The sequence below is a fragment of the Microlunatus sp. YIM B11417 genome (assembly GCF_059617205.1).
The window spans coordinates 119,138-142,940 of the sequence record NZ_JCAMPJ010000007.1 but is presented as its reverse complement, the minus strand read 5'-3'; the positions used below and the strand labels follow the sequence as shown (position 1 = coordinate 142,940).

Sequence of the window (23,803 nt, the reverse complement as noted above, 5' to 3'; positions counted from 1 at the left end):
TCAGTTCACCGCCAGCGAGTTCGTGGCGGCGTCCAGCTCGGCGATCAGGTCGTCCCGCTCCATCGGCACCGCGTGGAAGTAGTACGTCCTCGGGGCCGAGTCGACGACGATGATCCGGATCAGCGAGCCCTTGGTCCTCAACTGTGGATGGGAGAACGTGAGCATGGCGTCCAAGCGGGTTGCCGGGGTGGTGCCGATCTTGACCGGCTTCGTCTCGTTCTTCGCGATCGTGACGTCGACGCTGGTGTAGAAGTCGCTGGTGACCAGGCACTGGAGCAGCCGCGAGGTGGCCTCCTCGCCCTTCGGGTCGTCCTCGAAGGTGAGTACGCCGACCTGGGCCGAGGCCTCCCAGCCGAGTTCCTCCCGCATCCGCTGGGTCTGCACCTGCGCATCCCGGCTGTACGGGAAGCGCCGGGTCGCGACCGGCGACTGCCAGCTGACCGGCAGTCGCTTGAACGCCAGCGGCCCGCCGTGCACCAGGTCGTCCCGCGGCGGGTCCGGCAGCTGGTTCGGCGTGGTCAGGTCACAGGCCACCGGGCGGGCGCTCGGGGTACCGCTCGGCTCGGCCGACGACGGTTCCTCGGTCGGACTGGAGTCGTCCCAGCCGCTGACCGACGAGCTGGGCAGGGCGGCGTCGGTGAAGGCACCGCTGGTCTGCCGGGTGAGCACGACGACCCCGGCGACGATGATCAACAAGACGATGACGCCGCCGGTGATCATGGCCGCCAGCCGGCCGCGGCGGGGGCCGGGCGCCTTCCGTACGTTCGCCGTCCAGGTCCGCCCGTCGTAGTAGCGGAGCCGGCCCGGGGTGCCGTCCGGATCCGGATACCAGCCCGGTTGCGGACCGATCCCCGGCGGCCCGGCGCTCATCGGGTGGCCTGCAGGGCCGGATGCTCCTCCCGCCACCCGTTGGTGATCGGCAGCCGGCGGTCCCGGCCGAACGCCTTGAAGGAGATCTTGGTGCCCGGCGGGTACTGCCGGCGCTTGTACTCGGCCCGGTCGACCATCCGCATCACCCGGTCCACCAGCTCGGCGTCGTACCCGGCCGCGATGATCTCGGCCCGGCCCTGATCACCCTCCACGTACTCGGCGATGATCTTGTCCAGCACCTCGTACGGCGGCAGGCTGTCGGTGTCCTTCTGGCCCGGCCGCAGCTCGGCGCTCGGTTCCTTGGTGATCGAGTTCTCCGGGATCGGCGGCTGCTCGCCACGCGCCGCGGCATGATCATTACGCCACTTCGCGAGCCGCCAGACCCACGTCTTGGGCACGTCCTTGATCGGCGCGAAGCCGCCGACCGCGTCGCCGTAGATGGTGCTGTACCCGACCGCGAGCTCGCTCTTGTTGCCGCAGGCCAGGACGATCGACGGGTTGTGCTGGTTGGACTCGGCCATCCAGATCACCGCCCGGATCCGCGCCTGCAGGTTCTCCGCCGCGATCCCGTCGATGTCGATCAAGGAATGGAAGGCGTCCACGGCCGGTGCGATCGGCACGGTCGTGAAGTTCAGCCCGAGCCGCTGGGCGAGATCGGCGGCGTCGGTCTTGGAGTGTTCCGAGGAGTACGCGCTCGGGTTGGAGATCCCGTACACGTTCGCCGCGCCGATCGCGTCGCTGGCGATCGTGGCGACCAGGGTGGAGTCGATCCCGCCGGACAGCCCGAGGTAGACGCGTTCGATCCCGTTCTTGCCGCAGTAGTCGCGCAGCCCGACCACCAGCGCCGAGTAGACCTCCTCCTCGGCCGACAGCCGCGGAAGCCGCGGCGCGTCGACCGGGGTCGCCGGCGCCGGGTAGGCGTCCGTGACATGGTGCCGGCTGATGATCAACTTCTCGGCGCTGGAGACCGTCGGCCCGTCCACCGCTCGGGCGTCGGGCAGATCGAGGTCGGCGATCACGAGATCCTCGACGAACTGCGGCCCGCGGACGATCAACGTACCGTCGGCGTCGGAGATCATCGAGTCGCCGTCGAAGACCAGCTCGTCCTGGCCGCCGATCAGATTGACGTACGCCAGCGCGCAGCCGGCCTCCCTGGCGCGGCGGGACACCAGCTCGCCGCGGGTGTCGTCCTTGTCCCGTTCGTACGGGCTCGCGTTGATCACGGCCAGCAGCCCCGCTCCGGCCTCGGCCGTCGCCGCCACCGGCCCGCCGTCCTGCCAGAGGTCCTCGCAGATCGCCACCGCGACGTCGACCCCGCCGACGGTCAGGACCGCCAGCTCGTGGCCCGGCTTGAAGTACCGGAACTCGTCGAACACCCCATAGTTCGGCAGGTGGTGCTTCGCGTACCGGGCCACCACCTCGCCCCGGTGCAGCACCGCCGCCACGTTCTGCGGATGCCCCTTCTTCGGATGCTCCGGCTCGTCGGTCCGATCCAGATACCCGACCACGACGACGAGCTCGCCGAGCCCCTCGTCGGCGAGCCGGCCCGCGAGCCGGACGACGCTCTGCCGGGACTCCTCGATGAAAGACTGCCGCAGAGCCAGGTCCTCGACCGGGTACCCCGTGAGAGCCGTCTCGGGGAACAGGACGAGCTGAGCCTCCTTCTCGGCGGCGCGCCGAGACCAGTCGAGGATCTTCTCGCCGTTACCCGTGATGTCGCCGACGATGACGTTCAGCTGGGCCAGGGCGATGCGCAGGTTTGCCACGAGCATGAGCCTAATCGGGATCGTGGTTCGTCGGGTTCGGGGATCATCGCGCTGCGCGGTACGGAGGTCTGTGCGCGGGCAACCATCGGCCGCGATGGTCCGGGGAGCCCGCATCGCAGTACTGCGGCAGCGGCACTCAGGCCATCGCGGGCGGATGGTTGTCCGCGCACAGACCCCCAAGACCCCATCGCGGGATCCCCTTTTTCAGGCTTGGCGAGGGTTGTAACGCGTCTGTTACACGGTGGCAGGCAGACTCAGGCTATGGACAAGCAGACCGAGTTCGTTCTTCGTGCGATCGAGGAGCGGGATGTCCGGTTCGTCCGGATGTGGTTCACCGATGTGCTCGGTTTCCTCAAGTCGGTGGCGATCGCACCGGCGGAGCTGGAGGGGGCGTTCAGCGAGGGGATCGGGTTCGACGGGTCGGCGATCGAGGGCTTCGCCCGGGTGTACGAGTCCGACATGGTGGCCCGGCCGGATCCGTCGACGTTCCAGATCCTGCCCTGGCGGGACGCCAACCCGGCGACGGCGCGGATGTTCTGTGACATCACGATGCCGGACGGGTCGCCGTCGTACGCCGATCCGCGGTACGTGCTCAAGCGAGCGCTGCAGCGCGCGGCCGATCTCGGGTTCACGTTCTACACCCACCCCGAGGTGGAGTTCTTCCTGTTCAACGACCCGCTGCACCCGGACCGGCCGCCGACCCCGGTGGACCAGTCCGGCTACTTCGATCACACCCCACAGAGCACCGGCAGCGACTTCCGCCGCCGGGCGATCACGATGCTCGAGCAGATGGGCATCTCGGTCGAGTTCTCCCACCACGAGGGTGGGCCGGGGCAGCAGGAGATCGATCTTCGGTACGCGGACGCCCTGTCCACCGCCGACAACCTGATGACGTTCCGGGTGGTCGTCAAGGAGGTGGCGCTGTCCCAGGGCATCCACGCCTCCTTCATGCCGAAGCCGTTCACCGAGCATCCCGGCTCCGGCATGCACACCCACGTCTCGCTGTTCGAGGGCGACAACAACGCCTTCTACGACGCGAGCGCCGAATACCACCTGTCCAAGATCGCCCGGCACTTCATCGCCGGTCTGCTCCGGCACGCCAGCGAGATCACCGCGGTGACGAACCAGTGGGTGAACTCGTACAAGCGGCTGGCCGGCGGCGGCGAGGCGCCGAACTACATCTGCTGGGGCCGCAACAACCGGTCGGCGCTGGTCCGGGTCCCGATGTACAAGCCGAACAAGGGGGCGTCGGCGCGGGTCGAGCTGCGCTCGCTCGACTCGGCCTGCAATCCGTACCTGGCGTTCGCGCTGACCCTGGCGGCCGGCCTGGCCGGCATCGAGGGCGAGTATCCGCTGCCGGAGGGCGCGGAGGACGACGTCTGGTCGCTGACCGAGCGGGAACGGCAGGCGCTCGGCATCGAACCGCTGCCGCGCAACCTGGACGAGGCCATCCGGGCGATGGAGAACTCGGAACTGGTCGCGGACACGCTCGGCGAGCACGTGTTCGACTTCTTCCTGCGCAACAAGCGGGCGGAGTTCGAGGAGTACCGGCGCCAGGTGACGCCGATCGAGTTGCAGCGGTTGCTGCCGGTGCTCTGATTCTTCTTTCCTACATGGGGGTTCTCGGATGTTGATCAACGATGTCGTCGTCACGCCGATCGCGTTTCGCGACCCGCCCCTGCTGAACTCCTGGGGTGTGCACGAACCGCTGGCGCTGCGCTGCATCGTTCAGGTCGTGCTGGCCGACGGCACCGTCGGCCTCGGTGAGTGCACCGGCGGCACGACCCGTACCGAGGAACTGCTCAAGGTCCGCGAGGCGGTGATCGGCTGCGACGTCTTCGCCACCGGCGAGATCGAGCGGCGGATCGACGCCGTGCTCGGCGACCGGCCGGGCATCGGCGGCGGGTTCATCGGGATGCCGTCCAAGGCCGCGCGGGCGGTGTTCTCGCCGATCGAGGTGGCCTGCCTGGACGCGCAGGGCAAGCTGCTCGGGGTGCGGGTCTGCGACCTGCTCGGCGGCCCGGTCCGGGACGCGGTGCCGTACAGCGCGTACCTCTTCTACAAGTGGGGCGAACATCCCGACCTCGACGGCCAGGGAGTGATCACGGACGACTGGGGCCCGGCGCTCGACCCGGCCGGGGTGGTGGCCCAGGCCAAGATCATGATCGACCGGTACGGCTTCGAGTCGATCAAGCTCAAGGCCGGGGCATTCCCGCCGGACCAGGAGATCGCGGCGATCAAGGCCCTGGCCGAGGCGTTCCCCGGGATGCCGTTGCGGATCGACCCGAACGGCGCCTGGACGGTCCCGACCTCGATCATGGTCGGCGAGGCGCTGGTTGAGGAGCTGGAGTACCTGGAGGATCCGACGCTCGGCCAGGACGGCATGGCCGAGGTGGCCAAGCAGGTCTCGATGCCGCTGGCCACCAACATGTGCGTGATCGGGTTCGAGGACGTGCCGGGCGCGGTCGCGAAGGGCTCGGTCGGCGTGGTCCTCTCCGATCATCACGTCTGGGGCGGCCTGCGGCACAGCCTCGAGCTGGCCGCGATCTGCGAGACGTTCGGGCTCGGCATCTCCATGCACTCCAACTCGCATCTCGGCATCTCGCTGGCCGCGATGACCCATCTCGGTGCGGCGATCCGCAACCTCGGCTACGCCTGCGACACGCACTACCCGTGGAACAGCGAGGACGACGTGATCAAGAACGGGCCGCTGGAGTTCACCGGCGGGACGCTGGCGATCCCGGACGGTCCCGGCCTCGGCGTCGAGCTTGATCACGACAAGCTGGCGGCCCGGCACGAGGATTTCCTTGCCTCCGGTCGAACCAAGCGGGACGACACGTCCTACCTCCGGCGGGTCCAACCGGACTACGACCCGACGCTGCCACGGTTCTGAGCCCGTGTCGGCTCGGGGTCAGGAAAGGACGGGAAGCGCCGGACTGAGGTCGGCGCGCTGCCCGGACGCGCTGACCCGGCCGCCGGCCATCGCCTCGGCCCAGGCGAGCCTTCCGGTGGTCAGCCGGAGGAAGGTGACCGGGTCCGTCTCGACGACGTTCGGTGGCGTGCCGCGGGTGTGGGTCGGTCCCGGCTCGCCGATGCCGCACTGGACGGCGGCAAACGGCGGCACCCTCACCTCGATCGACCGGCCCGGCTGCTGGGCGGCCAGAATCGCTGCCAGGGTACGGGTGCAGGCCGCGACCGCCGGCCTGGGCGAGGCGATCGCCGGCCGGTCCGGCAGCGAGCGGGAAAGATCATCGGCGTGCACCACCAGGTCGACGATCCGGGTCGCGACGAAGTCCGTGGTGCGGCCCGGACCCCGCGGCGTCATGATCACCTTGGGCAGCACGGTGCCGGGCCGCAGTGCCTCGGCGGCCTCCTCGATCGCCGTGCCGAGCCGGGCGACCAACTCGGGGCCGGTGTGGTCGCCGGTCAGTTGCTCGGTCCAGTCCATGATCATCGTCACATCGCGGCGATACCGGCGGACCAGTTCGTGCACAGGTACGGCCGGTTGCCGGGACGGCTGGCGCAGGGCCTCGGTGAGCCGGCTCACGACCCCGACCAGATGCCCCGTCAATGTCCGTACATCCCAGGCGTCGAGGATCGTCGGTCGGTCGAACTCCTCGACGGAGAGTTCGGAGAGCCAGTCCCGGACGATCCGGGCCTGGTCCAGCAAGTGCTGCTCTGGTTGGATTTTCGGGCCGGCCACGGCGGCGACGTTAGCATCAGCCGCGTTCCGGCAACGGCGCGCGGCGTCCCCGGGATCGGCGGTACCTGCGGGTTATAGTCCACCCGACGACGTTCTTCTCCTCCGCTGCGCTCGCCCGAACGCCATCGAGGCGGGCCCGGAAGGAAGTGCGCGGAGCGACGGGGACTTGACGGGTCGGCAGGTGTAGAGAGTGAAGTTGACGGTCTTGGGTGGCAGCGGGGCATGGCCCACTGCCGTCGCGGGCTGCAGCGGCTACCTGGTCCGGCACGAGGACACCACGATCCTCATCGATCCGGGCTACGCGATCTTTCCGCGGCTGCTGGAGGAGTGCCGCGCCGGCGACATCGACGCCGTCTTGATCAGCCACGCGCATCCTGATCACTGCGCGGACCTGAACCCGCTGCTGCGGGCGCGGGTGCTCGGCGACGAACGGCCGCCGGTCCTTCCGGTGTACGCGCCGGAGGGTGCCCTGCAACGCATTCTTGATCTTGATCCGGTACGGGTGGTCCGGCGCGGCGTCGAGCTGAACGCGCTGGCCGACGGCGGTTCGGTCCGGATCGGCCCGATCCGGGTCCGGGCCCGGACGCTGCCGCACCACGCGACGAACCTCGGCTACCGGCTGGAGGCCGAGGGGGACGTGCTGGCCTACACGGGGGACAGCGGCGACTGTGCGGCGCGGATCGAGTTGGCCCGCGACGCCGACGTGTACCTGGCCGAGGCGACCTACGTGGACCAGGTGCCGGGCGGCGACGCCCCGTACCTCTGCACGGTGCGGCAGGTGGCCCGGCAGGCCTCGATCGCCCGCCCGCAGCTGACCGTGCTGACCCACCTGTGGCCGACCGCATCCGCCGATCATGCCTTGGCCACGGCCCGGGCCGAGGGCCTGGAGAGCGTCCAGATGGCCCGGCCCGGTCTGACCGTCGACCTGGCCCGAATCGGGGTCGCCTCACTGCCGCGCCGAGCCGCCGGCGAGCAGGTCCCGCCCGACGCGATCACCGCCCTGCCCCGCCGCGCCCGCCGGATCTGACGTGCCCTGAGCCAGTCGACGGGCCAACCCCCGGTCTGGCTCGCCCTTCGACGAGCTCAGGGGACGTTGTGGTCAGCCGGCGGCCAGGAACCTCGTGATCATCGGCAGCACAAGATCAGGATTCGAGACGACCCGCATGTGCGTCGTGCCGGGCAGGATGGCCAGCTGAGCGTTCGGCAGCGACTGCTTCATCTCGACCGCGTGCTCCAACCGGATGAAGTCGGTGTCGCCGATGATGATCAACACCGGCATGGTGATCCGGGCGAGCTGCTCGGCGGTCCAGGGCTCGAACGCGTGCACAGCCGGCTGGATCCGTTCCAGGAAAGGGAAGAAGTCGTCCCGGTTCGGGGCCACCTCGTCGTAGGCGGCCTTCATGGCGGCGAAGTCGGCCTCGGTCGGCAGCCGCGGCGAGTCCTGCTCGGGTGCCGTGATCTCCGGGTAGTACGCATCGGGATGGAAATGCGCTGCCGCCAGCACGACCCGCCGGACCCGGTCCGGAGCCAGCACCGCGACCTCGGTGGCGGTCAGTCCGCCCAGGCTGTAGCCGAGCAGATCGGCCTGCTTGAGGCCGAGGTGGTCCAGCAGCGCGATCACGTCCTCGGCACACTGCCGGATCGAGAACGGCCGCTCGGGCGCCGCGGCGGTGTGTCCGTGCCCCTGCAGCTCGACGCCGATCACCTTCCGGTCGGCGACCAGGTCCGGCAGCAGCGGGTCGAAGCTCAGCTGAAAGGTGAGCACACCGCCGTGCAGCATGATCAACGGCGGTCCGTCGTGCTCGGCCCCGTGGATCTCGTAGTAGAGGTCGATGCCGTTGACCGAGGCGTACCTGCCCTGCGTCATGAGGTTCCTTCCGTCCGGAGTGTGGCGTCGACGGTATCGACCTCGGCCGGTGGCGGAACTCATCGGCCGTGCCATAGCGATGGGATAGCGCCGCTATAGCGGCCCGGGTGACGGTGGGAGCCGACCGGGCGACCGACGCCCGGATGCGGACAGGAAGGCAACACATGCGCAACGTGATCGGTCGGATCGCGGCCGGGGGAGCGGCGTTGGTCGCGATCTCGGCCATCGCCGTGGTGACGGCACCGCCGAGTTACGCGGAGAGCCGGGGGAGCAACGCCACCGCCCGGCACGGCGCGTACAAGGCCGTCTTCAAGCACTCCGGCCCGGAGGGCGAGACGCTCCAGGTCTACGACGACGCCACTGACGGGTACGCCGCGGTCGCCTACGTCAAGTTCTTCGGCCAAGCGCCGGAGGGCCATATCCCGCCGGTCTGGGACTACGACCGGTTCGTCGTCTCCGACGGCTACGAGAACCTCAACCTGCGCTACGGCGACTCGGGATCGTACGACGTGCCGGAGGGCCGGGGCGTGGAGATCATGATCTGCCGGGGCTACAAGAGCACGCCGGGCGACAACTGTTCGCCCTGGGAGGGCGCGCTCGCCTGACCCTCGACCAGGACCGGCCGGGCCGGGCGCAGCGCTCCCGGCCAGTAGGGTCGGGTTGTGGCACGCATCGAAACGCGCGAGGGGGCGCTGGCGCGGCGCGGCTTCACCGCCGCGGAGTCCGCGGTCAGGATTCTCGGCGGCTGGGACGAGCGGTACGCGCCGCTGCTGGACCTGGTCTCCGGAGCCGCCGACCCGGACCACGCGCTGGCCGCGCTGGACCGGCTGCGGGACGCCGATCCGCAGGTGCTGGACCGGTTGATCGAGCGGCCCGGACCGGCCGGGCGGGCGATCGCCGTGCTCGGTGCCAGCGCGACCCTGGCCAACGACCTGGTCGCCCATCCGGACCGGCTGGACCGGCTGGACGGGCCGGCCGGGCGGGTGCCCGCCGCGGAGCTGCGCGCGGAGTTGCTGACCGCGGTCGGCGCCGATCCGGCGGCGGCGTCGCCGGTCGCGACCGACCTGACCGGTGACGCGCTGCGGACGGCTTACCGGACGGCGGTGCTGCGGATCGCAGCCCGGGACCTGACCGCGGACGACCCGACCGAGGTGGTCGACGACATCGCCGGCGAACTGGCCGACCTGGCTGACGCGACGCTGGAAGGCGCCCTCGCGGTGGCCCGGGCCAAGGTCGGCCCGGATGCCCTGCTGTGCCGGATCGCGGTGATCGCGCTCGGCAAGTGCGGCGCCCAGGAACTCAACTACGTCAGCGATGTGGACGTCCTCTACGTCGCCGAGCCGGCCCTGGACGACGCCGGTGAGCCCATGATCAACTCCGACCGGGCGATCATGATCGCGACCCAGCTGGCGTCCGAGCTGAGCCGGATCTGCTCGGCCCACACGGCGGCCGGGACGATCTGGCCGGTGGACGCCGCACTGCGGCCGGAGGGCAAGGCCGGGCAGCTGGTCCGGACGCTGACCAGTCACCGCGGCTACTACGAGAAGTGGGCCAAGACCTGGGAGTTCCAGGCGATGCTCAAGGCCCGGCCGAGCGCCGGCGACCTGGCGCTGGGCCAGGACTTCGTCGACCTGGTCACGCCGCTGGTCTGGCGGGCCGGCGAGCGGCAGAACTTCATCGCCGACACCCAGGCGATGCGGCGCCGCGTGGTGGACCTGATCCCGGCCCGGGATGCCGAACGGGAACTGAAGCTCGGCGAGGGCGGCCTGCGCGACGTGGAGTTCTCGGTGCAGCTGCTGCAGTTGGTGCACGGCCGGGCCGACGAGCGGCTGCGGACCCGGGCCACGCTGCCGTCGCTGCAGGCGTTGATCGACAACGGGTACGTCGGCCGCGAGGACGGCCGCCGGCTGGACGAGGCGTACCGCTTCCTGCGGGCGCTGGAGCACCGGATCCAGCTCTACCGGCTGCGCCGGACCCATGTGCTGCCGCAGGCCGACGACGATCTGCGCCGGCTCGGTCGCTCGCTCGGGTACGCCGATCCGGTCGCGACGCTGCTGAGCACCTGGCGGTCGTACAGCCGGCAGGTGCGGCGGCTGCACCAGCGGATCTTCTACTCGCCGCTGCTGGATGCGGTGGCCCGGATCCCGTCCTCGGCGCTCCGGCTGACCACCGATGCCGCGGTGGACCGGCTCCGGGCGCTGGGCTATGCGGATCCGGACGCCGCGCTGCGGCACATCGCGGCGCTCAGCCAGGGCGTGTCCCGGTCGGCCGAGATCCAGCGGCAGCTGCTGCCGGCGATGCTCGGCTGGTTCGCGGAGGGGCCCAATCCCGATCATGGTCTGCTGGCGTTCCGGCAGGTGTCGGAGGCGCTCGGCTCCACCCCCTGGTATCTCCGGGCGCTCCGCGACGAGGGCCTGATGGCGGAGCGGCTGGCCCGGATCCTCGCCTCCAGCCGGTACGCGGTGCAGCTGCTCACCCGGTCGCCGCAGACGGTGCAGATGCTGTCCGACGACACCGCCCTGACGCCGCGTCCCGTCGACGATCTTCGGGCCGAGATGCGTGCCGCCGCCGGCCGGCACGAGACGCCGCGGTCCGCCGTCGAGGCGATCCGGGCGATCCGGCGCCGGGAACTGTTCCGGATCGCCGCCGGCGACCTGCTCGACGTGAACGACGTGGACACGGTCGGCGAGGCGCTCACCGATCTGGCGGCGGCGACGATCGACGTCGCCCTGACTGTCGCCCGGAACTCGATCACCGGGCCGGTGCCGGAGATGGCCCTGATCGCGATGGGCCGTTGGGGTGGCCGGGAGCTCTCGTACGCCTCCGACGCGGACGCCATGTTCGTCATGGCCGACAGCGCCGATCCGGAAGCGACCGACCGGGCGGTCGCCGTGATCAGCGCGCTGCGCGACCTGCTGGCCAAACCGGGCGTCGATCCGTCCTTGATCATCGACGCGGCGCTGCGCCCGGAGGGCAAGCAGGGTCCCTTGATCAGATCGCTGTCGGCCTACCAGAAGTACTACCGGCAATGGTCGTCGACCTGGGAGCTGCAGGCGCTGGTCCGGGCCGACGCGCTGGCCGGTGATCATGATCTCGGCCGGGCGCTGCTGGCCGAGATCGATCTTCGGCGCTGGCCGGAGGACGGGCTGACCGACGCTCAGCTGCTGGAGATCCGGCGGCTCAAGGCCCGGGTCGAATCGGAGCGGTTGCCACGCGGCGCCGACCCGGCCAAGCACACCAAGCTCGGCCCGGGCGGGCTGGCCGATGTCGAGTGGACCGTCCAGCTGCTCCAGTTGCAGCACGCCGGCACCGAGCCGTCGCTGAGGACGACCCGTACCCTCACCGCTCTGGACGCCGCCGAGCGCGCCGGGCTGATCCTGGCCGACGACGCGGACGCCCTGCGGCAGGCCTGGCTGTTCGCCAGCCGGGTCCGCAACCAGCTGATGCTGCTGCGCGGCCGTGGCTCCGACTCGCTCCCCTCCGACACCAGGGAACTCGCCGCGCTGGCCCACCTGATGGGCTTCGGCCGCAATGATTCGTCCCACCTCGAGGCCGAGTACCGCCGGCTCACCCGCAGGGCCCGTGCCGTCGTCGACCGCTTGTTCTGGAACAACGCCTGACAGCCGGAACCGGCGCGGTCAGCGGATGCCGTCGGAACCGATGGTGATCTTGGCCTGGTGGGCGCCGGCCGGGCAGTCCGGCCCGTTCGGATGGGTGGCGGCCGCCATCACGGTGGCCTTGCTCTCCGGCTGCCGCTTCATCTCCTTGATCACGACGGCGGTGACGTCGATCGGGCCGGCCGGCAGGCCTTCGATCTGGGCGAAGCCGACCAGGGTCCCGTTGGGTACGGCGCTCGCGGAGCAGGTGGAGTCCGGATCGTCGCCGTCGCAACCCTGGTCGACCGCGTCGGTGCCGGGCCGCAACTCGACCTCGGCCTCCCGGCACGGGTCGCCCTTCCAGCAGACCTCGAGGCGGAGCCCGTCGACCCCCTTCGCGGCGGTCTCGTCGATCGTCACGCTGACCCCGGGGACACTGCCGATCAAGGTGCACGCCTTCGGCTCCATCGCCGCGCACCCGACCAGGGCGACCGCGGCGAGGATCATCCCGGCGATCCCGACTGCGCTGCGCATTGGCCCACCATAGGCGAACTGTCAGTGCGTGTCCGCGCGCGGAGCGGGGCGGGGGACCGGAAGGGGGTCGTCCTCCTTCCCCCGACACTGTCAGACTGGCCGTCATGCCGTTGCCGATTGAGGACTACGCATTGATCGGGGACTGCCGGACGGCCGCGCTGGTGGGGCGGGACGGCAGCATCGACTGGTTGTGCCTGCCCCGGTTCGACTCCGCCTCCGTGTTCGCGGCGCTGCTCGGCACCGAGGAGCATGGTCGCTGGCAGATCGCGCCGACCGGACCGGCCCGGGTGGAGCGGCGCTACCGGGGTGACACGTTCGTGCTGGAGACGACGTTCCACACCGAGTCCGGGGTGGCCCGGCTGACCGATCTGATGCCGATCGGATCGCCGTACCCACAGGTGATCCGGCGGATCGAGGGTGTCTCCGGCACCGTCGAGCTGGCGCAGGACCTGGCCTTCCGGTTCGGCTACGCCGAGGCGCTGCCCTGGGTCCGGCGTACGGCAGGCGGGCTGCTCGCCGCGGCCGGCCCGGACGCCCTGTTGTTGCGCGGTGATCAACTGCCGGTGGCGCGCGGGCACCGGCACCGTGGCGAGTTCCGGGTTGCCGCCGGGGACCGGTACGACCTCACGCTGGCCTGGCATCCCTCGTACCAGCCGCCGCCGGAGCCGGTCGACGTCGACGCCGAACTGGCCCGGACCGAGCACTGGTGGACCTCCTGGGCGGATCGGTCCGACTGCGGCGCCGATCCGCACGACCGCTATCTCGCCCCGGTGCAGCGTTCCTTGCTGGTGTTGCGGGCCCTGACCCACGTCGAGACCGGCGGGATCGTGGCGGCCGCGACGACGTCGCTGCCGGAGGCGTTCGGCGGGCCGCGGAACTGGGACTACCGCTACAGCTGGCTGCGCGACGCCGCACTCACCCTGGAGGCCCTGCTGGCGCACGGCTACTCGGCCGAGGCGGTGGCCTGGCGGGACTGGCTGCTGCGCGCCGTCGCCGGCGATCCGGAGGACATCCAGATCATGTACGGCCTCGCCGGCGAGCGGGACCTGCCGGAACGGGAACTGCCCTGGCTGCCCGGCTACGCCGGCTCGGTCCCGGTCCGGGTCGGCAACGGCGCCGTTGATCAATACCAGGCCGACGTGATCGGCGAGGTGATGGTCGCCCTGGATCTCAGCCTGCGCAGCGGAATCCCGCATCCGGGCCACGCCTGGCCGCTGCAGCGCGCGTTGCTCGAGCGGGCCCGGTCGACCCTCGGCCAACCCGACTCGGGGATCTGGGAGATCCGCGGCGCGCCGCGCCGGTTCACCCACTCGGCGGTGATGACCTGGGCCGCGTTCGACCGTGGTGTCCGCGGCGTCGAAGATCACGGGCTGCCCGGCCCGGTGGCCGAGTGGCGCCGGATCCGTGACGAGTTGCGGACCGAGATCGAACGCGACGGAGTCGATCATGAACGGGGCTGCTTCACCCAGTACTACGGCGGCCGCGGCGTCGACGCAGCCCTGCTGCAGCTGCCGCAGGTCGGGTTCTGCGCGCCGGACGATCCGCGGATGCTGGCGACGGTGGCCGCGATCGAAGGGGAGTTGATCAACGACGGGCTGGTCCACCGGTACCGGACCGAAGAAGGCGTGGACGGCCTGCCGCCGGGCGAGTATCCCTTCCTGGCCTGCTCCTTCTGGCTGGTCGAGCAGTATGCGCGGACCGGCCGGACCAAGGACGCCCAGACCCTGATGGACCGGCTGCTGTCGTTCGCCAATGATCTTGGTCTGCTGAGCGAGGAATACGACCCGGCCGGGCAGCGGCAGGCCGGCAACACGCCCCAGGCCCTGTCCCACCTGGCCCTGGTCCGGGCCGCGGACGCGATCACCGGGCACCATCCGCCGGTCCGTTGATCATGATCCCGTACCGGTCCTTGTAGGGTGCTGATCATGAGATCACCCCACGACGTGCTTCTCCTCCGCTGCGCTCCCCCGACCAACACCGCGGGAACCCCAGAAGCATGACGGCGACGTTCAAGGACCTCTGCATCGACGCACGTGACCCGGTCCGGCTGCAGTCCTTCTGGGCTTCGCCCCTCGGCCTGCGGCCGGAGTCCCGCGGTGCGACCAATCTGCTGCTGACCGGCGATCGTCCGGAGCGTACCGTCTGGGTCAACGAGGTGCCGGAACCGCACTCGGTGAAGAACCGGGTCCATTTCGACATCAACACGGGCTCGATCGAGGAACTGGTCGAGCGCGGCGCCCGCGTCCTTGATCAGCGTCACCCGTGGACGATCATGGTCGATCCGGAGGGCAATGAGTTCGACGCCTTCGTCCGCGAGCCCGATCAACTGGACGGCTACCGCCTCCACGAATTGGCGATCGACGGCACCGACCCGCTGGCCATCTGCACCTGGTGGGGCGAACGGTTCGGGCTGCGGCCGCGGCAGGAGGCCGATCAGCCGGTGTGGGCGATCGAGGGCGGCACCCTGCCCTGCCCGATGGTGTTCGCCCAGGTGCCGGAACCGAAGACGGTGAAGAACCGGGTGCACTGGGACGTCGTCGGCGTCACCCAGGAGTTCCTCGACGCCGGCGCCCGGCTGTTCCGCGAGGCCGACCAGGAGGTCGCCTGGGACCTGCTCGCCGACCCGGAGGGCAACGAGTTCTGCGTCTTCCGCCCCTGAGCCTGTCGAAGGGCTGGTTCGGCCGGTGCCCTGAGCCTGTCGAAGGGCTGGTTCGGCCCGTGCCCTGAGCCTGTCGAAGGGCTGAGTCAGGTGTGCTCTGCCCTTCGACACGCTCAGGGAGCGGCGGTTCAGCGGCCGAGCTTGGCCCGTTCGATCGTCACGCCCAACGCGGGCGCGCCGTCCTCCGGCGTCCCCTCGGCGCCCGGATCGATCCCGCCGGCGGCGATCTTGTCCAGCACAGCGAGGCCCTGTTCGGTGACCCGGCCGAACACCGTGTAGTCCGGGCGCAGCCGGGAGTCCTGGTAGACCAGGAAGAACTGGCTGCCGTTCGTGTCCGGCCCGGCATTCGCCATCGCCAGCGTGCCGCGCGCGTAGTTGCGCCGCTCCGGGGCGCCCGGCCACGGTTCGAGCGCCCGCGCAGAGTCCAGCTCGTCGGCGAAGCTGTAGCCGGGATCGCCCCACCCGGTGCCGAGCGGATCGCCGCACTGCAGCACGGACAGGGCCGCCGGCGGCGTCTGGTACGCGGTCAGCCGGTGACAGGAGGTCTGGTCGAAGTACTTCTGGTGCAGCAGGAACAGGAAGGACTGCACGGTGCAGGGCGCCAGGCTCCGGTCGAGCTCGAGCCGGACGTCGCCGTGCTCGGTCCGCAGCGTCACCCGCAGCGTGCCGCGATCCGGCGTGTGCCGTGGATCCGGCGGCAGCCCGACCCAGGTCGAGTAGGTCTGGTCCGCCAACGGGGTGAAGGCGCAGGCTCCCTTGGTCGGCTCGGTCTCGCCCGGCGGATCGGGCGCCGCCTGGGCCGGCAGCGCGATCGCACTCCCCGCGGCGATCATGATCAAGACAACGAGCCCGCGCAGAACCCTCCGCATGGCGCCCTCCTTTGGACGACGGCTGAACCGCCTCGCAGTCTACGCAGCCGGTCGTCGGTCAGGCGAGGGTTGCGATGGCGCGGGCGAGCAGCTCGGCAAGATCATCGGGGTAGACCTGGTCGGTGGTGGCGGCGAGGTCGGCGGCGGACCACCAGGCGTAGCGGTCGATCGAGGCGTGCTCGATGGCGTCCTGGCCGGCGAAGGTGATCGGGGCGGCGGCGATCCGGACGGCGTAGTAGGTCTGCTGCTGCAGGTAGCGCACGGAGTCGAACCAGAACTCGATGGTGGCCTCGGCGAGCGGGCCGACCAGCCGGTCCGGGGCGGCGGTCAGGCCGACCTCCTCGGCGAGTTCGCGGACCGCGGCCTGGGGCGGGGTCTCGCCGGGTTCGAGGCCGCCGCCCACCGTGAACCAGTACGGTTCCGCGGGCCGGGCGGGATCGAAGCCGTGCAGCAGCAGGACCCGGTCCTCGTCGTCGATCGGCAGCACGCGGACCGCGGTGCGCCGCTGGGTCCGGGCCTCGGTCATCCCCGTGCCGTCCGGTACGCCCGCAGCGTGGCCTCGGCCGAGGCATCCCAGCTGAACCCGCGGGCATGATCGATGCCGGCCCTGCCGAGCCGTACCGCGCGGTCATGATCATCGAGCAGCGAACCGAGCGCGCCGGCCCAGTCCGCCGCACCGTGGCCGGCGACCAGGATGCCGGTCCGCCCGTCGGCCACGGCATGCCGCAGTCCGCCGACGTCGGCGGCGACCACCGGCCGGGTGCAGGCCTGTGCCTCCAGGGCGACCAGGCCGAACGACTCGTTGTGCGAGGGTACGGCGACGATGTCGCTGGCGCAGTACCAGCGGTACAGCTCGAGCCGCTCGGAGTGCGGCCGGAACTCCACGAGTTCGCCCACCTGCAAGGAATCCGCCAGCCCGGGCAGCGTGTCGGCCCAGTCCCGGTCCGGGCCGGACGGGCTGCCGATGATGATCAACTTGAGCCGGTCCCGGCGCCGCGGCTGCTGCTTGATCAACTCGGCGACCGCCCGGATCAGCACGTCCGGCGCCTTGAGCGGCTGGATCCGGCCGACGAACAAGATCACCTCGGCGTCCGCACCGATGTCGAGCAGCGCCCGGGACTCGCGCTGCGAGCACGGATGGAACACGTCGAGATCGACGCCGGGCGGGACGATCGTGATCCGGTCCGGGTCGGCACCGTAATGATCACGAAGTTCGGCGGCCTCCTCGTCGGTGTTCGCCGTCAGGCCCTCGGCAGTCCTGACGATCAAGGACTCGCCGTCGGCCCGCGGTTCCGGCTCCGCCTGTTGATCATCGGCGAGCGCGGCGTTCTTGACCCGGGCCATCGTGTGCATGGTGTGCACCAGCGGCGGGCGTACCGAAGCCGGTTGATCTTGGTCGAGTCGCAGCGCGGCCAGCCCGGACAGCCAGTAGTGGGAGTGGAACAGGTCGAAGCGACCCGCCAGCGGGCGGAGCGAGGCGGCGAACTCGTCGACGAGCCCGGGCAACTGCTCCTTGGCGATCGGCGCCGGGGGGCCGGCGGCGAGATGGCGGACCGTCACCCGTTCGGCCAGCGGCACCACCTCGGGCGTGGCCGGATCGGACCGCCGGGTCATGATCTCGACCTCGACCCCGTGCCGGCCGAGCGCGGTCGCCAGCTCGGCCACGTAGACGTTGAGCCCGCCGGCATCGCCGACACCGGGCGTCGCCAGGGGAGAGGTGTGCAACGAGATCATCGCGACCCGGTCCGGCTTCGGGCTGCTCCTCGGCACGTCACCAGGCTAACGGTGTCAGTGGTACCGCCCACACTGGGGACCAGCAGGTGAGCCAGGGGAGGCGCGCTTGTCGGGAAGGAGTGGGGGATGATCAGCAAACTGCGGCCCGTGCCGGGACAGTTCCGGGCGTTGTGCTGTGTCTGCGGAGAGGTGCGCCGGTTCAGCTCCCGCTACGGCGGCGGCGGACGGATCGACGACCAGGGCCGGCCCGACCAGCGCTGCACCATCGACCTGAAGTGCGACATCTGCCGCCGGCGGACCCGGCACGCCTTCCTGCTCGACTTCTCCGTCCACCAGGACGACGCGGAGCGGAGCAACCCGAGCGTGCCGCCGCACGGCTACGACCCGTTCCAGGCGGCGGCCGAGCGCTGGCCGGACTGGAACTTCACCGAGACCCCGCTGCCCGACGGGATCATCGAGATCATCGACCTGGACCGCCGCGAGGCCTACTTCGACCGGGCCGGCTGGGCCGGGGACGCGATCCGTGGCCTGGCGCACGTGCTGGCCCACCTCGACCTCGGCCACCACGAGCTGTACGAGGCCGGCTTCGGTTCCGACGAACTGGAGGACGAGGCCGAGGAGACCGCGCGGGAACGGCTCTCCGATCCGCGCGGCGGCTGGTGATCATGGACGCTCGGCGACCAGGAGGTACGCGGCGGGAAGCGCGGCCGCCGCCGGGCCGAGGCCGTCGTAGAGCTCCGGCTGCGCGTACTCCTCGAGCGAGCGGATCACGAGTCCGGCACCGAGCAGTGCGGTCACCACCCGGCCGAGGGACCAGACGAAGCTGGTGTGCTCCGGCAGCGGTTCGGTCCGGCCCCAGGTGACCTGAGGCGCCTTGCGCGGATCGCCGTAACCGGCGCGGTACGGCTCGAGGTAGTCGGCCGTCACCTCGAGCCGGCCGGCGCCGCGGACACTCAGCACCTCCCAGAGCGGGTGGTGTTCGCTGATCACCAGCCGGCCGCCGGCGACCAGCCGGTCGGCGACGGTGCCCGCCCAGGCGCCGAGGTCAGGCACCCAGCAGAGCCCGCCGCCGGAGATCAGGACCAAGTCGAAGCCGGTCAGCGCCGGGTCGAGCGCGGTCAGGTCGCCCTCGCGCAGGTCGACCCGCAATCCGAGCTCGGCGGCCTTGGCCCGACCGGTGGCCAGATGGGTCGGTGAGATGTCGACGCCGACGACCTCAGCCGCTCCGAGCTGGGCCAGGCTGAGCTCCTCGTCGCCGACCGAGCAGGCCAGGTGCAGGGTCCGGCGGCCGGTGACGTCGCCGATCGCGGCCAGCTCCCGGTCGTCCAGGGCGCAGCCGCCGGCGCGGAAGAACTCGACCGGCTCGCCGGTCCGCCCCGGGGCGATGGCCTCCCAGTAGGCGCGGTTGCGGCTCGTGATCTCAGCGGTCTCCATCCGGCGACCGTAGGCGTACCGACGCCGGGGCCGCCAGCCGATTTCGGGGTGTCAGCGACCGTGTCAGGCGCGTGTCAGGCGGGTGGCAGGCGGTCCGCCGAGGCTGGTCCCATCAGCGACACCGAGCGAGGAGCAGCCACCATGACCACCTTCAGCACCCCCAGCCCGATCAAGGCCGTCGTCCAGGTCGCCGGGGCCCGCGTCACGATCAACGCGACCGAGCGCACCGACACCGCGGTTCGGGTCGAGCCGATCGATCCCGGCAACCCGAAGCACAACCAGGTCGCCGAGCGGACCACGGTCGAGTTCTCCGTCGGCGAGCTGACGGTCAAGACCCGCAGGGCCGGGGCGAAGGGCGGATCGGTGGCGATCACGATCGACCTGCCGACCGGTTCGAGTCTGGAGTACAGCGAGGCGTACGCGAGTCTGCGGACCGTCGGCCGGCTCGGCAGCACCGAGGTCAACCTGGCCTCCGGCCGGGTCCAGCTGGACGCCATCGAGGATCTCCGGGCCAGCCTGGCCGCCGGTGAGCTCGAGGTCGGCCGGATCTTCGGCCGGGCCGCGATCCAGGGCGGGTCGGCGTCGATCCGGATCGGCGAGGCCGGCGGGGCCGTGAAGCTGATCGGTTCCTCGGGGCCGGTCTGGATCGGCGAGGCGGCCGGCGAACTCGACCTGACCAACAGCAGCGGCGGTTTCGAGATCGGCAGCGCCCGGGCCAGCGTGACGGCGATGGTGGGCGGCGACGCGGTGATCAAGATCGGCCGGATGAGCCAGGGTCACGCGTTCCTGACGAACGCCTCGGGCAACATCGAGGTCGGCGTCGGGGCCGGCTGCGAGGTCCGGCTGGAACGGGCCGAGAGCAAGTACGGGACCGTACGGAACTCGCTCCGCAACGCGGCCACCCCGGCCGCCGACCTGGTCACGGTCGACGCCCGGACCCGCCGCGGCGACATCGTCATCCAGCGGGCCGGCTGAGCGTGGCGTCGGCCAACTCGGCCCAGTCCGCAGCAGCACCTTCCCGCGTCACCTCGGCGAACCGCTCCTCGCCGAGGTGGCGCCGTACCGTCTCCTCGATCCGGTCGGCGTCCGGCCGGGACCGATCCGGCCCCCCGCGCACGGCGACCGCGGACGCGAGCAGCCGGGCCGCCTGTTCGTCGTCCCCGAGCCGCAGGGCGAGGTCGGCGACGCCGACCAGCAGCCGGGCGATCTGAGTCGGTCCGCCCGCCTCGGCCGCCACCTGCCGGGCCGCCAGCCGATGCTGCCGGGACTCCTCGACCTCGGTGGCCAGGTAGCCGAGCAGATCCTGCACCTGCAGCCGGATGTTCGGCCCCTCGGCCGCGTCACCGAGTAACCGGGTGGCGAGCTCGAGTTGCCGTCGGCCCTCGGCGGCGTCGCCGTCCAGGCGGGCCAGTTCGGCCTTGGCCAGGGCGAGCCCGATCAGCGCGTACGGCCAGGTCACGCCCTCGGCACTCCGCTCCGCAATGGCGATCGCCGCGGCCGATGCGGCCGGATCCCCGGCGAGCCGGTACAACACGGCCTGCTGGGTGCGGACCTCGATGACGTCCTCGACGGCGCCGATCTCGGCGAGCACGACGGCAGCCTGGTCGAGCCGGGCGGTGGCGGCGGCGAAGTTGCCGAGCCGGGTCAGGTAGGCGGCCAGCTCGGACAGGGTCAGGTAGGTCCCGAATCGCTCGCCCAGCCGCTGGAACTCGGCCAGCGCCTGCTCCAGCGTCGGCTCCTCGTCGTAACCGGACAGTCCGAGGACCGACCGCATCTTGGCACTCTGCCAGCGACCCATCGCCCGGACCCAGGGGTCGGTACTGTTCAGCAGCGACTCGAACGCCTCCGGCGCCTCCTCGGGTGCGTCGAGCAGTCGCATCAGCGGGGTCGCGAAGTCCAGCAGCGGGTGGATGCCGGCGGCCTGCTGGCTGAAGCGGTAGCCCTTGCGGATCCAGTCCTCGCCGATCGTCTCGTCGCCCGGCCCCGAGGTCAGGAACAGCACGACCATCCCGTACGCGAGCGCTCGGGTGACGTCGGAGACCTCGCCCGGCAGCGATGCCGCCGCGATCAGCAGCGCCTGGCCCTCGCCCCGCCGGCCGCCGAGCCACCAGTACCAGCCGGTCGCCGCGGCGAGCCGCATCGCCGCCTGCGCGTCACCGGCCGCGATCACCCCGCGCAGCGCGGCGCTCAGGTTCTCGTGGTCGGCCTTGAGAACGGCCAGCCACTCCAGTTGCTCGGACCGGCGCAGGTGCGGTTCGGCGGTCTCGGCGAGTTCGGTGAAGTACGCGAGGTGGGCCAGCCTGGTCGCGTCGACCTCGCCGGCCTCGGCGAGCCGGTCGTGCGCGTACTCCCTGATCGTGGTCAGCATCCGATAGCGCGGCGCGTCACCGCCGGCGGTCACCAGCAGTGACTTCTCGGCCAGCGAGGTCAGCACCTCCAGCACCTCGTCCGGCTGGACCGGACCGCTGCCGCAGACCTGCTCGGCAGCCTCCAGCGTCGCGCCGCCGGAGAATACGGAGAGCCGGCGGAGGACGGTGCGCTCGGCGTCACTGAGCAGTTCCCAGCTCCAGTCGACGACGGCGCGCAGGGTGCGGTGCCGCGGCAGGGCGGTCCGGCTGCCGCCGGTGAGCAGCCGGAACCGGTCGTCCAGGCGGTTGGCCAGTTGGTCGATCGTCATCGTGCGTAGCCGGGCCGCGGCGAGTTCGATGGCCAGCGGCATGCCGTCCAGGGCCCGGCAGATCCTGATCATGGTCGCCAGCGTGTGCTCGTCCGGCTCGAAGTCCTGGCGCACCGCGCCGGCCCGCTCCCGGAGCAGCCGGATCGCCGGCGAGGCGACCGCTTCGCGCGGATCGGAGCCGTCGGGCAGCGGCAGCGGTTCGACTCCCCAGAGCGCCTCACCGGTGATGCCGAGCGGCTCCCGGCTGGTGGCCAGGATCCGCAGCCGCCGGCACTCGCCGAGCAGCCGCTCCGCCAACGCCGCGACCGGCTCGATCACATGCTCACAGTTGTCCAGGATCAGCAGCATCTCGCGATCCCGGAGCGCGGTGGCCAGGCCGTCGACCGGGTCCGCCGACGACGCCGTACCGACCAGGGTGTCGCGGAGCCCGAGCGCCGCGATCGCGGTCTGGGCGACGTCGCCGTCGGCACCGATCGGTGCGTACTCGACCAGCCAGACGCCGTCCGGCAGCTCACCCTGCAACTCCAGCGCCGCCTCCGTCGCCAGCCGGGTCTTGCCCGAGCCGCCGGGCCCGATCAGCGTGATCAGCCGATGCTTCGTGATCATGGTCCGCACCGCGGCCAGGTCCGCCTCCCGACCGACGAAGCTGGTCAGGCCGGCCCGCACGTTGGTCTTCCGGCTCTCCTCGCGGCGGCCGAGCTCACCGCGCAGCAGCGAGACGTGCAGGGCCGACAGCTCCGGCGAGGGATCGGCGCCGAGGGTGTCGGCCAGTGCCTCCCGCGTCCGTTCGTACGCGAGCAGGGCCTCGGCGTCCCGGCCGGCGGAAGCCAGCGCCCGGATCAGGGCGGCGACCAGCTGTTCCCGCAGCGGATCCGCGGCGACCGCCTCGGTCAGTTCCGGGATCAGGTCGGCACCGTGGCCGGCCGCGACCTCCGCGACGTAGCGTTCCTCCGTCGCCGCCGCGTGCAGGTTCTCCAGCCGGGTCACCGCCGCGTCGAACGCCTCGCTGTCCTCCAGCCCGACGTCCTGCAGCGGCGCGCCGCGCCACAGGCCGAGCGCCTCCCGCAACAGCCGGACCCGGTCCGACCCTTCCTGCTGGCGGGCCCGGACCAGTAACCGTTCGAACCGTACGGCGTCGACGGATTCGGGGTCGACCGCCAGCCGGTAGCCGCCCGCCTGGCCCTCGATCGCTCCGCCGGGCAGCACCTTGCGGAGGCGGGAAGCCAGCCGCTGCAAGGCGTTCGAGGCGTCGGCCGGCGGGTCCTCACCCCAGATCCAGTCGATCAGGGCGGCCTTGCCGACGGCCCGGCCCGGCTCCAGGGCGAGCGCGATCAGCAGGCCGCGCAGCCGGGCGCCCGGCACGTCGGCGACCGTACCGTCGTCCGCGCGCACCTGAAAGGGACCCAACATGCCGATCTGCACCGGCCGATCCTCCCACGCCCGCGCGCATTCAGAAGTCGCCGGGCAGCCCGCCGTGCCGCAGCCGCAGGATGTCGTCGGTGGACCGGAGCGTCGTGATCACCGACGCCAGCGGAGCGGCATGGAGTCGCGGGTCGTCGCGCTCGCCGAGCTCCGGCCGCACCGGCCAGGCCAGCCGCTCCTCGGTCAGCGAGAACCGGGCGTCCACCGAGCCGGTGTTGCCGCGCGGATCCTGGCGGTGCCAGCCGCCGTCGAGGTGGACCGCGATCAGCCCGTGCACGGTGTACGTGCTGCCGTCATCGGTCAGCCGCTGGTAGCAGAGCGCGGTCGGGATGCCCTGGCCGCGGAGCAGCGCGGCCAGCAGGTGCGACTTCGCGAAGCAGAGTCCGACGCCGTTCGCGAGCGTCTCCGAGGCGGTCACCGAGACCCGGGGATCGCCGGCGTCGAAGGAATGGAGGATCTCGTCGCGGACGTGCTCGCAGGCGGCGCGGGCGAACGCGTGATCATCCGGGTGCGCAGCCCGCAGTTCCTGACCGAGCTCGGCGACCCGCGGATGATCACCGTCGATCACGGCGTCCAGGCCGAGATAGCTCTGCGACGGTTCGGCTGTCAAGATCATCTGCCGAGCCTAACCCCGGAATATCGGCTGACCTCGGTGCCATTCGGCAGGCAAGA

The 23,803-nt window shown here is 71.3% G+C and carries 20 protein-coding genes; 9 read left to right on the top strand and 11 right to left on the bottom strand.

Annotated elements, in window-relative coordinates; translation table 11 throughout:
- The gene (locus AC6CCG_RS26970) at positions 1-870 is read right to left on the bottom strand and encodes a DUF2510 domain-containing protein (protein WP_496657855.1); all 870 of its coding nucleotides are present in this window, start codon (positions 868-870) and stop codon (positions 1-3) included.
- Positions 867-2,636 carry an NAD+ synthase gene (locus AC6CCG_RS26965; RefSeq protein WP_496657854.1) on the bottom strand — a complete coding sequence of 590 codons (1,770 nt, stop codon included), beginning with the start codon at positions 2,634-2,636 and terminating at the stop codon, positions 867-869. The genes AC6CCG_RS26970 and AC6CCG_RS26965 overlap by 4 nt, the downstream gene beginning before the upstream one ends.
- A 261-nt stretch (positions 2,637-2,897) precedes the next feature.
- On the opposite strand from AC6CCG_RS26965, the gene AC6CCG_RS26960 reads away from it, so the two are divergent.
- Positions 2,898-4,235, top strand: a complete 1,338-nt coding sequence (locus AC6CCG_RS26960) for a glutamine synthetase family protein (RefSeq protein WP_496657853.1) — start codon at positions 2,898-2,900, stop codon at positions 4,233-4,235.
- 28 nt (positions 4,236-4,263) lie between these two features.
- Positions 4,264-5,529: a glucarate dehydratase family protein gene (locus AC6CCG_RS26955; protein ID WP_496657852.1), complete on the top strand. Its 1,266-nt coding sequence runs from the start codon at positions 4,264-4,266 to the stop codon at positions 5,527-5,529.
- 18 nt (positions 5,530-5,547) lie between these two features.
- Here the strand turns inward: AC6CCG_RS26955 and AC6CCG_RS26950 are convergent, their stop codons facing one another.
- Entirely contained in the window at positions 5,548-6,339 is a 792-nt protein-coding gene (locus AC6CCG_RS26950; protein WP_496657851.1) for a maleylpyruvate isomerase family mycothiol-dependent enzyme, read from the bottom strand.
- A 190-nt stretch (positions 6,340-6,529) separates the two neighbouring features.
- On the opposite strand from AC6CCG_RS26950, the gene AC6CCG_RS26945 reads away from it, so the two are divergent.
- The gene (locus AC6CCG_RS26945) at positions 6,530-7,366 is read left to right on the top strand and encodes an MBL fold metallo-hydrolase (protein ID WP_496657850.1); all 837 of its coding nucleotides are present in this window, start codon (positions 6,530-6,532) and stop codon (positions 7,364-7,366) included.
- Between the two features lie 72 nt (positions 7,367-7,438).
- On the opposite strand, the gene AC6CCG_RS26940 is transcribed toward AC6CCG_RS26945, so the two are convergent.
- Positions 7,439-8,206: an alpha/beta fold hydrolase gene (locus AC6CCG_RS26940; RefSeq protein WP_496657849.1), complete on the bottom strand. Its 768-nt coding sequence runs from the start codon at positions 8,204-8,206 to the stop codon at positions 7,439-7,441.
- A gap of 164 nt (positions 8,207-8,370) precedes the next feature.
- Here AC6CCG_RS26940 and AC6CCG_RS26935 point away from each other — a divergent pair, with 164 nt between their 5' ends.
- Together AC6CCG_RS26935 and AC6CCG_RS26930 are read left to right on the top strand one after the other, a co-directional pair.
- The gene (locus AC6CCG_RS26935) at positions 8,371-8,811 is read left to right on the top strand and encodes a hypothetical protein (RefSeq protein WP_496657848.1); all 441 of its coding nucleotides are present in this window, start codon (positions 8,371-8,373) and stop codon (positions 8,809-8,811) included.
- Positions 8,812-8,868: 57 nt separating this feature from the next.
- Positions 8,869-11,826: a bifunctional [glutamine synthetase] adenylyltransferase/[glutamine synthetase]-adenylyl-L-tyrosine phosphorylase gene (locus AC6CCG_RS26930; RefSeq protein ID WP_496657847.1), complete on the top strand. Its 2,958-nt coding sequence runs from the start codon at positions 8,869-8,871 to the stop codon at positions 11,824-11,826.
- An 18-nt stretch (positions 11,827-11,844) separates the two neighbouring features.
- Here AC6CCG_RS26930 and AC6CCG_RS26925 read toward each other — a convergent pair whose 3' ends face one another.
- Positions 11,845-12,336 (bottom strand): hypothetical protein, encoded by a 492-nt coding sequence (locus AC6CCG_RS26925; RefSeq protein ID WP_496657846.1) that lies wholly within the window; start codon positions 12,334-12,336, stop codon positions 11,845-11,847.
- A gap of 104 nt (positions 12,337-12,440) precedes the next feature.
- Between AC6CCG_RS26925 and AC6CCG_RS26920 the strand changes: the two genes are divergently transcribed.
- Together AC6CCG_RS26920 and AC6CCG_RS26915 are read left to right on the top strand one after the other, a co-directional pair.
- The gene (locus AC6CCG_RS26920) at positions 12,441-14,225 is read left to right on the top strand and encodes a glycoside hydrolase family 15 protein (RefSeq protein WP_496657845.1); all 1,785 of its coding nucleotides are present in this window, start codon (positions 12,441-12,443) and stop codon (positions 14,223-14,225) included.
- A gap of 107 nt (positions 14,226-14,332) precedes the next feature.
- Positions 14,333-14,995 carry a VOC family protein gene (locus AC6CCG_RS26915; RefSeq protein WP_496657844.1) on the top strand — a complete coding sequence of 221 codons (663 nt, stop codon included), beginning with the start codon at positions 14,333-14,335 and terminating at the stop codon, positions 14,993-14,995.
- A 128-nt stretch (positions 14,996-15,123) separates the two neighbouring features.
- Here AC6CCG_RS26915 and AC6CCG_RS26910 read toward each other — a convergent pair whose 3' ends face one another.
- The 3 genes from AC6CCG_RS26910 to mshA are packed head-to-tail and all read right to left on the bottom strand — an operon-like array spanning position 15,124 to position 17,634.
- Positions 15,124-15,864, bottom strand: coding sequence for a peptidylprolyl isomerase (locus AC6CCG_RS26910; RefSeq protein WP_496657843.1), 741 nt, complete (start codon positions 15,862-15,864; stop codon positions 15,124-15,126).
- 58 nt (positions 15,865-15,922) lie between these two features.
- Complete coding sequence (locus AC6CCG_RS26905; protein WP_496657842.1) at positions 15,923-16,390, bottom strand: NUDIX hydrolase; 468 nt, start codon at positions 16,388-16,390, stop codon at positions 15,923-15,925.
- A complete protein-coding gene (mshA, locus tag AC6CCG_RS26900) occupies positions 16,387-17,634 on the bottom strand; it encodes a D-inositol-3-phosphate glycosyltransferase (RefSeq protein WP_496657841.1) in 1,248 nt (415 codons plus the stop codon). Before mshA ends, AC6CCG_RS26905 begins: the two co-directional genes overlap by 4 nt.
- A 90-nt stretch (positions 17,635-17,724) precedes the next feature.
- Between mshA and AC6CCG_RS26895 the strand changes: the two genes are divergently transcribed.
- Entirely contained in the window at positions 17,725-18,261 is a 537-nt protein-coding gene (locus tag AC6CCG_RS26895) for a hypothetical protein (RefSeq protein ID WP_496657840.1), read from the top strand.
- On the opposite strand, the gene AC6CCG_RS26890 is transcribed toward AC6CCG_RS26895, so the two are convergent.
- Entirely contained in the window at positions 18,262-19,032 is a 771-nt protein-coding gene (locus AC6CCG_RS26890; protein WP_496657839.1) for a class I SAM-dependent methyltransferase, read from the bottom strand. It abuts the gene before it with no gap.
- Between the two features lie 141 nt (positions 19,033-19,173).
- Between AC6CCG_RS26890 and AC6CCG_RS26885 the strand changes: the two genes are divergently transcribed.
- Positions 19,174-20,007: a DUF4097 family beta strand repeat-containing protein gene (locus AC6CCG_RS26885; RefSeq protein WP_496657838.1), complete on the top strand. Its 834-nt coding sequence runs from the start codon at positions 19,174-19,176 to the stop codon at positions 20,005-20,007.
- Here the strand turns inward: AC6CCG_RS26885 and AC6CCG_RS26880 are convergent.
- Both AC6CCG_RS26880 and AC6CCG_RS26875 read right to left on the bottom strand, forming a co-directional pair.
- Positions 19,988-23,119, bottom strand: coding sequence for an ATP-binding protein (locus tag AC6CCG_RS26880; RefSeq protein ID WP_496657837.1), 3,132 nt, complete (start codon positions 23,117-23,119; stop codon positions 19,988-19,990). The genes AC6CCG_RS26885 and AC6CCG_RS26880 overlap by 20 nt on opposite strands.
- 40 nt (positions 23,120-23,159) lie before the next feature.
- A complete protein-coding gene (locus AC6CCG_RS26875; protein ID WP_496657836.1) occupies positions 23,160-23,747 on the bottom strand; it encodes a transglutaminase-like domain-containing protein in 588 nt (195 codons plus the stop codon).
- Positions 23,748-23,803 lie beyond the last annotated feature (56 nt).

Bases quoted from the DNA above. Each gene is read 5' to 3' on its own strand.
- AC6CCG_RS26915 (WP_496657844.1), top strand. From the start codon at position 14,333: ATGACGGCGACGTTCAAGGACCTCTGCATCGACGCACGTGACCCGGTC.
- AC6CCG_RS26905 (WP_496657842.1), bottom strand. From the start codon at position 16,390: ATGACCGAGGCCCGGACCCAGCGGCGCACCGCGGTCCGCGTGCTGCCG.
- AC6CCG_RS26970 (WP_496657855.1), bottom strand. From the start codon at position 870: ATGAGCGCCGGGCCGCCGGGGATCGGTCCGCAACCGGGCTGGTATCCG.
- AC6CCG_RS26890 (WP_496657839.1), bottom strand. From the start codon at position 19,032: ATGGAGACCGCTGAGATCACGAGCCGCAACCGCGCCTACTGGGAGGCC.
- AC6CCG_RS26955 (WP_496657852.1), top strand. From the start codon at position 4,264: ATGTTGATCAACGATGTCGTCGTCACGCCGATCGCGTTTCGCGACCCG.
- AC6CCG_RS26935 (WP_496657848.1), top strand. From the start codon at position 8,371: ATGCGCAACGTGATCGGTCGGATCGCGGCCGGGGGAGCGGCGTTGGTC.
- AC6CCG_RS26885 (WP_496657838.1), top strand. From the start codon at position 19,174: ATGACCACCTTCAGCACCCCCAGCCCGATCAAGGCCGTCGTCCAGGTC.
- AC6CCG_RS26910 (WP_496657843.1), bottom strand. From the start codon at position 15,864: ATGCGGAGGGTTCTGCGCGGGCTCGTTGTCTTGATCATGATCGCCGCG.
- AC6CCG_RS26960 (WP_496657853.1), top strand. From the start codon at position 2,898: ATGGACAAGCAGACCGAGTTCGTTCTTCGTGCGATCGAGGAGCGGGAT.
- AC6CCG_RS26880 (WP_496657837.1), bottom strand. From the start codon at position 23,119: ATGTTGGGTCCCTTTCAGGTGCGCGCGGACGACGGTACGGTCGCCGAC.
- AC6CCG_RS26920 (WP_496657845.1), top strand. From the start codon at position 12,441: ATGCCGTTGCCGATTGAGGACTACGCATTGATCGGGGACTGCCGGACG.
- AC6CCG_RS26940 (WP_496657849.1), bottom strand. From the start codon at position 8,206: ATGACGCAGGGCAGGTACGCCTCGGTCAACGGCATCGACCTCTACTAC.
- AC6CCG_RS26895 (WP_496657840.1), top strand. From the start codon at position 17,725: ATGATCAGCAAACTGCGGCCCGTGCCGGGACAGTTCCGGGCGTTGTGC.
- AC6CCG_RS26875 (WP_496657836.1), bottom strand. From the start codon at position 23,747: ATGATCTTGACAGCCGAACCGTCGCAGAGCTATCTCGGCCTGGACGCC.
- AC6CCG_RS26925 (WP_496657846.1), bottom strand. From the start codon at position 12,336: ATGCGCAGCGCAGTCGGGATCGCCGGGATGATCCTCGCCGCGGTCGCC.